The organism is Rhodovulum viride (genome assembly GCF_003265965.1).
Lineage (GTDB): Bacteria > Pseudomonadota > Alphaproteobacteria > Rhodobacterales > Rhodobacteraceae > Rhodovulum > Rhodovulum kholense.
In genome coordinates this window covers 1-10,515 of the sequence record NZ_MUAV01000044.1, presented here as the reverse complement: position 1 = coordinate 10,515, position 10,515 = coordinate 1, and the positions used below count along the sequence as shown (strand labels likewise).

General features: G+C 67.5%; 10 protein-coding genes and 1 tRNA gene. 9 read left to right on the top strand and 2 right to left on the bottom strand.

From position 1 onward, the window contains the following. Positions 1-23 precede the first annotated feature (23 nt). The 7 genes from BYZ73_RS20030 to BYZ73_RS20000 all read left to right on the top strand — a co-directional run bounded on the left by BYZ73_RS20030 (position 24) and on the right by BYZ73_RS20000 (position 7,785). The gene (locus BYZ73_RS20030; protein WP_112317411.1) at positions 24-905 is read left to right on the top strand and encodes an ABC transporter permease; all 882 of its coding nucleotides are present in this window, start codon (positions 24-26) and stop codon (positions 903-905) included. Then, positions 902-1,741, top strand: a complete 840-nt coding sequence (locus BYZ73_RS20025; RefSeq protein ID WP_108027306.1) for an ABC transporter permease — start codon at positions 902-904, stop codon at positions 1,739-1,741. Before BYZ73_RS20030 ends, BYZ73_RS20025 begins: the two co-directional genes overlap by 4 nt. Continuing rightward, the gene (locus BYZ73_RS20020) at positions 1,738-3,069 is read left to right on the top strand and encodes a glutamine synthetase family protein (protein WP_112317410.1); all 1,332 of its coding nucleotides are present in this window, start codon (positions 1,738-1,740) and stop codon (positions 3,067-3,069) included. The genes BYZ73_RS20025 and BYZ73_RS20020 overlap by 4 nt, the downstream gene beginning before the upstream one ends. 80 nt (positions 3,070-3,149) lie before the next feature. Then, on the top strand, positions 3,150-3,827 hold the full coding sequence (locus tag BYZ73_RS20015) for a type 1 glutamine amidotransferase (RefSeq protein WP_112317409.1): 678 nt from the start codon (positions 3,150-3,152) through the stop codon (positions 3,825-3,827). Positions 3,828-3,830: 3 nt separating this feature from the next. Further along, positions 3,831-5,186, top strand: a complete 1,356-nt coding sequence (locus tag BYZ73_RS20010; RefSeq protein ID WP_108027309.1) for a glutamine synthetase family protein — start codon at positions 3,831-3,833, stop codon at positions 5,184-5,186. Further along, positions 5,183-6,481 (top strand): NAD(P)/FAD-dependent oxidoreductase, encoded by a 1,299-nt coding sequence (locus tag BYZ73_RS20005; protein WP_112317408.1) that lies wholly within the window; start codon positions 5,183-5,185, stop codon positions 6,479-6,481. The genes BYZ73_RS20010 and BYZ73_RS20005 overlap by 4 nt, the downstream gene beginning before the upstream one ends. 89 nt (positions 6,482-6,570) lie before the next feature. After that, on the top strand, positions 6,571-7,785 hold the full coding sequence (locus BYZ73_RS20000; RefSeq protein WP_112317407.1) for a DegT/DnrJ/EryC1/StrS family aminotransferase: 1,215 nt from the start codon (positions 6,571-6,573) through the stop codon (positions 7,783-7,785). Between the two features lie 233 nt (positions 7,786-8,018). On the opposite strand, the gene rlmB is transcribed toward BYZ73_RS20000, so the two are convergent. After that, positions 8,019-8,834 carry a 23S rRNA (guanosine(2251)-2'-O)-methyltransferase RlmB gene (rlmB, locus tag BYZ73_RS19995; RefSeq protein WP_112317406.1) on the bottom strand — a complete coding sequence of 272 codons (816 nt, stop codon included), beginning with the start codon at positions 8,832-8,834 and terminating at the stop codon, positions 8,019-8,021. Between the two features lie 77 nt (positions 8,835-8,911). Here rlmB and BYZ73_RS19990 point away from each other — a divergent pair. Beyond that, a tRNA-Tyr gene (locus BYZ73_RS19990) sits at positions 8,912-8,995 on the top strand. A gap of 33 nt (positions 8,996-9,028) precedes the next feature. Continuing rightward, complete coding sequence (locus tag BYZ73_RS19985) at positions 9,029-9,619, top strand: DUF6538 domain-containing protein (RefSeq protein ID WP_112317405.1); 591 nt, start codon at positions 9,029-9,031, stop codon at positions 9,617-9,619. A 274-nt stretch (positions 9,620-9,893) separates the two neighbouring features. On the opposite strand, the gene BYZ73_RS19980 is transcribed toward BYZ73_RS19985, so the two are convergent. Beyond that, a partial coding sequence (locus tag BYZ73_RS19980; RefSeq protein WP_112317404.1) for an IS5 family transposase occupies positions 9,894-10,515 on the bottom strand: 622 nt, incomplete at its 5' end.

The following is a 10,515-nucleotide window of genomic DNA, read 5'->3' as shown; positions in this document are numbered from 1 at the left end:
CCCCCCCCCCCCGCCAGTCCCAAATGTTCGCGTCCTGCGCAGATCCCTCCACCCTCGAAGGTCTGAACTGGCTTGCCTGCTATCTCACCAGCGGCAAGCACATGGCGTTCTACCAGTCCTTCCTGGTCGTGCTCGCCCTGCTGGCGATCACCGCCCCGGCAGCCCTGCTGTTCGGCTTCGGCGGCGCCATGGCCGCGCGCTCGCGGATCTGGCCGCTCCGGATCTTCGGGCGGGCCTACACCGCGATGGTCCGGGGCATTCCCGATATCGTCTTCTTCCTCTTCGTCCCGGTCGCGATGGATCAGGGGTTCGAGTGGCTGCGCCACAAGGTCAAATGCCCCGACTGGACCGAGCCGGTCCGGCAGGGCAGCGATTTCGTGGTCTGCCCGGCGGCCAAGCTGCCGCTGTCGACGAGCCCGCAATGGGTTCATGAAACCTACGGTTTCGCGCTGGCGGTGCTGGCCTTCGCCGTGGTCTTCGGCGCCTTCGCCGCCAATGTGCTTTACGGCGCGATGCGCGCGGTTCCCCGCGCCCAGATCGAGACCGCCGAGGCCTATGGCATGACCCCGCGCCAGTCCTTCTGGCGGGTCCTGGTGCCGCAGATGTGGATCTATGCGCTGCCGGGCCTGTCGAACCTCTGGATGATCCTGATCAAGGCCACGCCGCTGCTGTTCCTGCTGGGCGTGCAGGACATCGTCTACTGGGCCCGCGAGCTGGGCGGCTCGAAGACCTCGATCTTCGCCTATCCGCATCCCGACTGGCGGCTCTACTACTTCCTCGGCCTGCTGATTTTCTACCTGATGCTGACCCGGGTCTCCGAGGCGGTGCTGACCCGGCTGACGGCGCGGCTTTCGCACGGGCAGGCGACGCTGGCGGGCGAAGCCCAGCGAAAGGTCGCGCAATGAGCTGCGTGCAGACATTCCAGGATTACGCCTTCCGCTCGCTCGGCTATGGCGAGCGGCTGCTGCCGCGCTCGGACTTCACCCTGTGCGAGCAATTCACCCTGATCGGCTCGGGGCTGGTCTGGAACATCTATTTCGGGGCGCTTGCGCTGTTCTTCGGCTTCTTCCTCGCGACCGCGGTCGCGGTGGCGCGCAACAGCAGCGCCTGGGTCGTCCGCAAGCCCGCCGAATGGTTCATCTTCGTCTTCCGCGGCTCGCCGCTCTTCATCCAGTTCTTCCTGGCCTACCAGGCCTTCGTGCTGCTGCCCAGAAACGGGATCGAGCTGAACCTGATCTTCACCCACATCACCGCCGAGACGGGCTGGCTGACCCGCGCCTGGGCGGGGGCGCTGGTCGTGCTGTTCCTGAACACCGCCGCCTATTCCGGCGAGATCTTCTACGGCGCGCTCCGCTCGGTACCCAAGGGCGACATCGAGGCCGCCGATGCCTATGGCATGGCGGGCTGGAAAAGGTTCCGGCGGATCGTCTGGCCGACCATGTTGCGGCTGGCCTGGCCCGCCTATACCAACGAGGCGATCTTTCTCTTCCATGCCACGACGCTGGTTTACTTTTCCGGCTTTCCGGCCTGGCAGCAGAAGGGCGACGCGCTTTACTATGCCAACTACTTCGCCGACAAGACCTTCAACCCCTTCATCCCCTATCCGATCGTGGCCTTCTATTTCATCCTCGTGACCCTTGCGATCATCGGCCTCTTCGGGCTGATCAACCGCCGTTTGAACCGCCACATGCCGTCCGAGTCCCGGCCGCGCCTGAGGATCCGCCCGCAGGTCATAAGATGAGCGCCTGGCTTCGCGACAATCCCGAGATCCGGACCATCCGGATGGCCGCCTGCGACCTGAACGGGCAGGCGCGCGGCAAGCGCGTGCCCTCGCGCTTTGCCGGCAAGATCGAGGAGGAAGGCACCCGCTTTCCGCTGTCGGTGCTGAATCTCGACATCTGGGGCGAGGATATCGAGGGCAGCCCGCTCGTCTTCGAGACCGGCGATGCCGATGGCGTGCTGCGCCCCACGGGGCGGGGCTTCGTGCCGATGCCCTGGCTCGACGCGCCGACCGCGCTTTTGCCCTTGTGGATGTTCGATGAACAGGGCCGGCCCTTCGAGGGCTGCCCGCGCCATGCGCTGGCGGTGGTGCTTGACGAATACGAGCGCCGGGGCTGGGCGCCGCAGGTGGCGACCGAGCTTGAATTCTACCTGATCGACGACAGCGACGAGGTGCTGCACCCGCCGCGCTCGCCACGCTCGGGCAAGCGCCGCGAGGCGGGCGAGATCCTGTCGCTGCGCACGCTCGACGCCTTCGACGCCTTCTTCACCGATCTCTACGACGCCTGCGAGGCGATGGACATTCCCGCCGATGCGGCGATCTCGGAGGCCGGGACCGGGCAGTTCGAGATCAACATGATGCACGGCCCCGCGATGAAGGCCGCCGACGACGCCTGGCTATTCAAGCTGCTGGTGCGCGGCATGGCCCGGCGCCACGGCTTTGCCGCCAGCTTCATGGCCAAGCCCTATGCCGACGATGTCGGCAACGGGTTGCATACCCATTTCTCCGTGCTCGACGCGCGCGGCAACAACATCTTCGACGACGCCAGTCCCGAGGGCTCGGGCTTCCTGCGTCAGGCCGTGGCGGGCTGTCTTGCGGCAATGCCCGACATGACGCTGATCCTCGCGCCCCATGCCAACAGCTACGGCCGGCTGGTGCCCGGAAACCACGCCCCCACCGGCATCTGCTGGGCGCTTGAGAACCGCACCGCCGCCATCCGCATTCCCGGCGGCAGCCCCCGCGCCCGCCGGATCGAGCACCGCGTCGCGGGCGGCGACATCAACCCCTATCTGATGATCGCGGCGATCCTCGGCGCGGCCCTGCAGGGTGTCGAGGAACAGCTCGAGCCGCCGCCGCCCATCACCGGCAATGCCTATGAACTCGACCTGCCGCAGATCCCGACCTGCTGGCAGGGCGCGATCGACGCCTTCGAGCACAGCCCGCGCATGGCCCGGATCTTCCGCCGCGGGCTGATCCGCAACCTGACCATGACCAAGCGGCAGGAAGCGCGCCGCATCGCCGGGCTCGACGAGGACGCGCAGATGGCGCTTTATCTCGACACTGTCTGAGCCCGGTCCGGGCGCGGCGCGGGGGCTTGCCCGCCGCACGCGGCAAGACTAGGTTGAGCGCACATAATCAAGAGACTCCCATGCAGATCGGTATCCTGCAGACAGGCCACGCGCCCGACGCGCTTCGCGCGGCGCATGGCGACTATCCGGACATGTTCGTGCGGCTGCTTGAAGGTCACGGCTTCGAGTTCCACACTTGGCCCGTGCTCGACATGCAGTTCCCGCCCTCGATCCACGCCGCCGAGGGCTGGCTGATCACCGGGTCGCGTTTCGGCGCCTATGAGGATCACGCCTTCATCCACCCGCTGGAAGAGTTCATCCGGCAGGCCTATTCGGGTGGCGTGCCGCTGGTCGGCATCTGCTTCGGCCACCAGATCATCGCCCAGGCGCTGGGCGGCCGGGTCGAGAAATTCGCGGGCGGCTGGTCGGTCGGCCCGCGCGATTACCGGATCGAGGGGCAGGACTACCGGCTGAACGCCTGGCATCAGGACCAGGTGATCGAGCCGCCGCATGACGCCGAAACGGTGGGCAGCGCGCCTAGCTGCGCCCATGCCGCGCTGATCTATGGCGAGCATGCCTATACGGTGCAGCCGCACCCGGAATTCGCCCCGGCCTTCGAGAAGGGCCTGATCGAGGAGCGCGGCCCCGGCGTGGTGCCCGACGAGACCCTGGCCGAGGCCCGCGCCCGGCTTGACCTGCCCACCGACTCGGCCGCGATGGCCGCGCGGATCGCCCGTTTCTTCACCGAAAGGCGCTGAGCCATGAAAGACTGGCGCGACCAGCTTCCCGAGGCCGCCCGCGCGTATCTCGAGGGGCGCCGCCTCGACGAGGTCGAGTGCATCGTGGCCGATCTGGCGGGCGTCGCCCGCGGCAAGGCCATGCCCGCGGGCAAGTTCGTGACGCAGACCCGGTTCTATCTGCCGAACTCGATCTTCCAGCAGACCATCACCGGCGACTGGGCCGATATCGAGGGCCGGGCCTTCACCGAGCCCGACATGATCCTGACGCCGGATTTCAGCACCGCCTCGGCCGCGCCCTGGGCCGCCGACTGTTCGCTGCAGGTCATTCACGACGTCTTCGACCAGCAGGGCGAGATGGTGCCGACCGCGCCCCGCAACGTGCTGAAACGGATCGTCAAGCTGTACAACGACCGTGGCTGGATGCCGATCGTGGCACCCGAGATGGAGTTCTTCCTCGTCGCCCGCAACACCAACCCGTCGGAACCGGTGCAGCCGCCGATGGGCCGCTCGGGCCGGCGCGCGGCGGGGCGTCAGGCCTATTCGCTGAGCGCGGTCGACGAATACGGCCCCGTCATCGACGACATCTACGATTTCGCCGAGGCGCAGGGACTGGAAATCGACGGCATCCTGCAGGAAGGCGGTGCGGGCCAGGTGGAACTGAACCTGCGCCATGGCGATCCGGTGAAGCTGGCCGACGAGATCTTCTATTTCAAGCGGCTGATCCGCGAGGCGGCGATGCGGCACGACTGCTACGCCACCTTCATGGCCAAGCCCATCGAGGACGAGCCCGGCTCGGCCATGCATATCCACCACTCGGTGGTCGATGCGCGGACCGGGCTGAACATCTTCTCGAACGAGGATGGCAGCGAAAGCCCCGCCTTCCTGCATTTCATCGCAGGCATGCAGACCCACATGCCCTCGGTGATCGCGCTGCTCGCGCCCTATGTGAACAGCTACCGCCGCTACGTCCCGGACTTCGCGGCACCGATCAACCTGCTCTGGGGGCGCGACAACCGCACCACCGGCCTGCGCGTGCCGGTCGCCGAACCCGAGGCGCGGCGGGTCGAAAACCGGCTGGCGGGGATGGATTGCAACCCCTATCTGGGCATCGCGGCCTCGCTCGCCTGCGGCTATCTGGGGCTGACCGAAGAACTTCTGCCCCGGCCCGAATTCACCGGCGACGCCTATTCGGGCGACGAGGACATCCCCCGCAACGTGGCCGAGGCGCTCGATCTCTTCGAGGCGGCCTCACCCATGCGCGAGGTCCTGGGCGAAGAATTCTGCACCGTCTATTCGGCAGTCAAGGAACTGGAATACAAGCAGTTCCTGCAGGTCATCAGCCCCTGGGAACGCGAACATCTGCTGCTGAACGTATGAACCTTCTCTTCGCGAACGACCGACGCGGGGCCTATCCCGCCAGCTGGTATGCCGAAACCACCCCGCCGCTGGCGCCCTTCGCGCCGCTCGATGGCGACCGGCGCGCAGATGTCTGCATCGTCGGCGGCGGCTATACCGGGTTGTCGGCGGCGCTGCATCTAGCCCGGGCCGGGCTCGACACCGTGCTGGTCGAGGCGCACCGGGTGGGATTCGGCGCCTCGGGGCGGAACGGCGGACAGGTCGGCTCGGGCCAGCGGCTGCATCAGGACGCGCTCGAGGCGATGCTGGGCGACGGGCACGCGGCAAAGCTGTGGCATCTGGCCGAAGCGGCGCGCGGGCTGGTGTCGGACCTGATCCGCGATCACGCCATCGCCTGCGACTACCGCCCCGGCATCGTCTATGCCGACTGGTCCGACCGGGGCACGCGCGAGGCTCACGCCTATGCCGAAAAGCTGCGCCGCGACTATGATTACGACCTGATCGAGCCGCTGACCCGCGACGAGCTGCACGCCATCGTCGGCGCCCCCGGCTATCGGGGCGGGGTGATCGACTGGGGCGCGGGCCATCTCAACCCGCTGGCCTATGCCCTGGGGCTTGCCCGCGCCGCAGCCGAAGCAGGCGCCGCGATTCACGAGACGACGCTGGTCGAGCGGGTCGATGCGGGCGCGGTCGTGGTGACGGATCGCGGCCGGATCATCGCCGACCGGGTGATCCTCGCGGCCAACGGCTATCTTGGCGGGCTCGACCGCCGGGTCGCGGCTCGGGTCATGCCGATCAACAACTACATGGTCGCGACCGAACCGCTTGGCGCGCGCGCGGCCTCGGTGCTGTCCCGCGACGTGGCGGTCGCCGACAGCAGGTTCGTGGTGAACTACTTCCGGCTGTCGCCCGACGGGCGGCTTCTGTTCGGCGGCGGCGAAAGCTATGGCTACCGCTTCCCCGAGGACATCCGGGCGCTGGTGCGCAAACCGATGCTGCAAGTCTTCCCGCAACTCAAGGATGTCGCGCTGACCCATGCCTGGGGCGGCACACTGGCGATCACGCGCTCGCGGCTGCCCTATCTCGGCACGCCCGCGCCGGGCATCTATTCGGCCTCGGGCTTTTCCGGCCACGGGGTGGCGATGGCCACGCTTGCGGGCCGGGTGCTGGCCGAGGCGGTGCAGGGCGAGACCGAGGCCTTCGAGACCTTCGCCCGCCTCCCCTGCCCGCCCTTCCCCGGCGGCGCGGCGCTGCGCGCGCCGCTTCTGGCGCTGGCGATGGCCTGGTATGCTTTGCGGGACACAGTCGGGCTCTGATTTCCGATCGTCGCCATCCTGTCACATCTCTGAGTCACTTCCGGTCGGATAGGGTCGTCCATCGAGACGACGTCGGATAAGGTGACCGCATGACCCGCTCCCGCACTGTCTACGATGCCGAACCGATCCCGGAAAGCGCCCGCGCCGAGATCGACCGCCTGCTGCGCACCGGGGACCTGTTCCGTTATACCGCTGCCGCCGACGCGCCGGTCACGCTGCTTGAACGCGATTTCGCGGCGCTTCTGGGCGTTCCCTACGCGCTGGCGGTCTCGTCCTGTTCGGCGGCGCTGTTCCTGTCGCTGAAGGCGCTGGACCTGCCGCGCGGGGCGCGGGTGCTGATCCCGGCCTTCACCTTCGCGGCCGTCCCCTCGGCGGTGATCCATGCCGATTGCGTGCCGGTTCTGGCCGAGGTCGGCACCGATTTCCGGCTCGATCTCGAGGATTTCGAGGCCCGGCTGGACGACGACATCTCTGCCGTCCTGATCAGCCACATGCGCGGCCACACCTCGGACATGGATGCCATCGCCGCCGCCTGCGACGCCCGTGGCATCCCGCTGATCGAGGATGCGGCGCATTCGCTGGGCACGCTCTGGCACGGCCGCAAGATCGGGACGCTGGGCCGGATCGGCTGTTTCTCGTTCCAGTCCTACAAGCTGGTGAATGGCGGCGAGGGCGGGATGCTGGTCACCGAAGACCCCGACCTGCTGGCCCGCGCGGTGATAATGTCGGGCGCCTACGAACATAACTGGAAAAAGCATGACGGGCTGGCCGCGGCCTTTGCCCGCTGGCAGAACCGCCTGCCGCTTTACAACATGCGGATGCAGAACCTCTCGGCCGCGGTGATCCGCCCGCAACTGCCCGAGGTCGCCCGCCGGGTGCGCGAGGGCCGCGCCAATCACGACCACGTCGCCGTGCTGTTGAACCGGTCGCCCTGGCTGTCGGTTCCCCCGCCCCTGCCCCCCGAAACGCGCGCCCCGGATTCGATCCAGTTCAACCTCGTCGGCTTCGAGACCGACGACGAGGCGCGCGCCTTTCAGGATGCCGCCGCCGCGCTTGGGGTGCAGGTGCAGGTATTCGGGCTCAGCACCGACAATGCGCGGGCGTTCTGGAACTGGGGGTTTCTCGACGATCTACCGGGAGGACCGCGGCGCAATCTGCCCAAGACCCGGGCGATGCTGATGCGGGCCTGCGACGCACGGCTGCCCGCCCATCTGCCACGGGCCGAACTGGACCGGATCGCGGGGGCGCTGGTCGCCGCCGCCGAGACGGTGAAAACCGCCGATGCGCGGGCCTATGGCACCTGAGCGCGCTTGACTCGGCCCGGCCCGGCGGCCAAAAGGCACGAGCGGTAAAAAAAGGCGCCCGGAATTTCCGGGCGCCAGTCGCGGAACGAGGGACAGTGAAGCAGGACGAAGGCGTTCCGGGCCTCCGCCCTTCGCGTAAGACATGGGACCGCAGCGCGGTCTTTTCCAGCCCGCTCATGGAACTGTGATCCGAAGACTACGGGCCCCGCCTTTGTCAGGCCCGGGAGGCTGTCTTAGGGGCGCACCGCCGCCGCATAAAGCGCCACCGCTGCCGCGTTCGAGACATTGAGCGACCCGAACCCGCCCGCCGCGGGGATACGCACCAGCCGGTCGCAGGTGGCTCGGGTCAGTTCGCGCAGGCCCGGCCCTTCGGCCCCCAAAACCAGCCCGACCGGGGCCGCGCCGATCCCGGCAAGCCCCTCGGCCAGCGTGGAGGGCGCCTCGCCGTCCAGCCCGATCAGGCTGTAGCCCAGGTCTTTGAGCTCTTCCATCGCCCGCGCGAGGTTCGCGACCCGCAGATAGGGTTGGCGTTCCAGCGCGCCCGAGGCGGTCTTGGCCAGCGCCCCGGTCTCGGGCGCCGAGTGGCGGTGCGGCGCGATCACGGCCCGGGCCCCGAACACCTCGGCCGAGCGCAGGATCGCCCCCACATTGTGCGGGTCGGTCACCCGGTCGAGCAGCACCGTCAGCGCGGGCCCCGTCCCCGGGTCGCAGACATCGCCAAGCTTGCCCCAGTCCAGCGGCCGCACCTCGAGCGCCGCGCCCTGATGCACCGACTCGGGGTCGAGCGGCGCGGTAAAGCGGCGCGGATCGCACAGTTCGGGCTCGATCCCGGCGGCCGCAATGGCCGGGGCCAGCCGGTCGGCGGCATTCTTGGTCACCACCAGCCGCAGCTTGTCGCGGCGCGGGTTTTCCAGCGCATCGCGGACCGCATGCATCCCGAAAAGCCAGACGGTCTCGGCCGCGGCGGCCCGCCGTCCGCGTTCCTTCTCGATCACCCAGGTGGGTTTCTTGGCCACTTCATCGCCCCCGTTCCGACAGGCGGCGACCATGGCGCCTCGGCGCGGCCGCCGCAAGGGATTTTCCTGTTGACGCGCCCCCGGAGCTTGCGTATCCAGCGCCTCACTCAGGGCGACGTGCTGCAAGGTGCGGCAGCGGACTGTAACTCCGCCGGGGAGACCCACGCCTGGTTCGATTCCAGGGTCGCCCACCATTCCCCCGGCTTTACAAAGGGTTACTCTCTCTCGTGTGCGGGAGATTTACTGACGTTACCCTTACAGTTCTACCCAAGGGCGTCTTCGAGCGCGGCGCTGTCTACGCTTTGCGATTCACCGTTCCTGTCGAGTTGAGACCGGCGGTCGGCAAGCGGGAAATCATTCGATCCCTCGGCTCCTCCGACCTTGGGGAAGCCCTGAGCCGACGCAGGGAAACCCTTGAGGAAATCAAGGCGTCGCTCTTCGCGAAATACGACGGCCCCCAAGCGGTCAGCACACCGGAGACATCGCAAGACACCACCGTTCGAGCGACCTCCCACCGCTGGCTGGCCCAGAGTGACGGCATCAAGCCTTCGACCAAGGAGCGCTATCGGCGTATCCTCCAACGCTTCGAGACATTCACGGGCAATGCCGAGGTCTCGAAGATCACCCGCCGCGTGGCCCTTGCCCACATGGACGACCTCCGCTCGACACCCTCGGAGCGCACCGGTCAGCCGGGGACACGCCCTCGGCGATGGCGGGGCACGCACGGCAATAAACCCAAACCTATGAACGAGCACGACTTCCACCTTCGCTTGCGTCGGCCGTGGTCAGAGTGTGTTCACTCGGAGCAATCCTATTGATTTCCGTCGGTTAGCCGCGAGTGTGCGGGGGCCATGTGCGGGAGTTCTTAGTTTTCCCATACCTTCGAGAGAATACCACCGCCGATCACCTGAGCGCATCCGTCCAGTGCGCTAGTCCTTATGAGATTACGCGACCGACAGCCCCTCAGTCGGCGCTCTAACGGGCCACCAAAAAAAGACTGGCCCCTACACTACTTGAACACCAGCAGCACCTCAGACGGGCGCTGTTGCGCAAATCAGCTGACGACCGCAGTTCCCCTTTCCCCGGACACACTTATCCCATGGCCACGGTGAGCGGGATGCCGAGCGCCGTGAAGCGGTTGAGGACCGCCGCCCGGATCTGGACTTCGGCAACCAGGCGGTCGAAGTCCCGTGACATCAGCCTCTGGCCGAGCAGTTTCACGCAGTTCGTTTTCGTTTCGACCCTGCTCCGGCGGTGGGACCCGCTCCAGTTCCGCCAGAGTGCCCGGCCGAGGTGCTTCGATGCTCGCAGGATCTCGTTTCGTGCGCGGGCTCCGGCGCTGTCCCGCTTCCATGGCCTGGCGTTGCGGCGCGGCGGAATGATTTCGGCCGCGCCGCGGTCGGCGATGGCGTCGTGGCAGGCGCGCGTGTCGTAGGCGCCGTCGGCAGTGACCGTGGCGATTTGCCGATCCAGGCCGATCTGCTTCAGGAGCTCAGGCAGCATCGGCGCGTCGCCTGCATTGCCGGAGGTGACCTCGACGGCCCGGATCTCCAGCGTTTCCTCGTCTATGCCGATGTGGATCTTGCGCCAGACACGGCGCTTCGAGGCGCCGTGTTTGCGTCTGTGCCACTCGCCTTCCACCTTGATGCCGGTGCTATCCACGAGCAGGTGCAGCGGCCCCTTGGATCCGCGATACGGGATGGTCACGTCCAGG

Bases quoted from the DNA above. Each gene is read 5' to 3' on its own strand.
- BYZ73_RS20030 (WP_112317411.1), top strand. From the start codon at position 24: ATGTTCGCGTCCTGCGCAGATCCCTCCACCCTCGAAGGTCTGAACTGG.
- BYZ73_RS20025 (WP_108027306.1), top strand. From the start codon at position 902: ATGAGCTGCGTGCAGACATTCCAGGATTACGCCTTCCGCTCGCTCGGC.
- BYZ73_RS20020 (WP_112317410.1), top strand. From the start codon at position 1,738: ATGAGCGCCTGGCTTCGCGACAATCCCGAGATCCGGACCATCCGGATG.
- BYZ73_RS20015 (WP_112317409.1), top strand. From the start codon at position 3,150: ATGCAGATCGGTATCCTGCAGACAGGCCACGCGCCCGACGCGCTTCGC.
- BYZ73_RS20010 (WP_108027309.1), top strand. From the start codon at position 3,831: ATGAAAGACTGGCGCGACCAGCTTCCCGAGGCCGCCCGCGCGTATCTC.
- BYZ73_RS20005 (WP_112317408.1), top strand. From the start codon at position 5,183: ATGAACCTTCTCTTCGCGAACGACCGACGCGGGGCCTATCCCGCCAGC.
- BYZ73_RS20000 (WP_112317407.1), top strand. From the start codon at position 6,571: ATGACCCGCTCCCGCACTGTCTACGATGCCGAACCGATCCCGGAAAGC.
- rlmB (WP_112317406.1), bottom strand. From the start codon at position 8,834: ATGGTCGCCGCCTGTCGGAACGGGGGCGATGAAGTGGCCAAGAAACCC.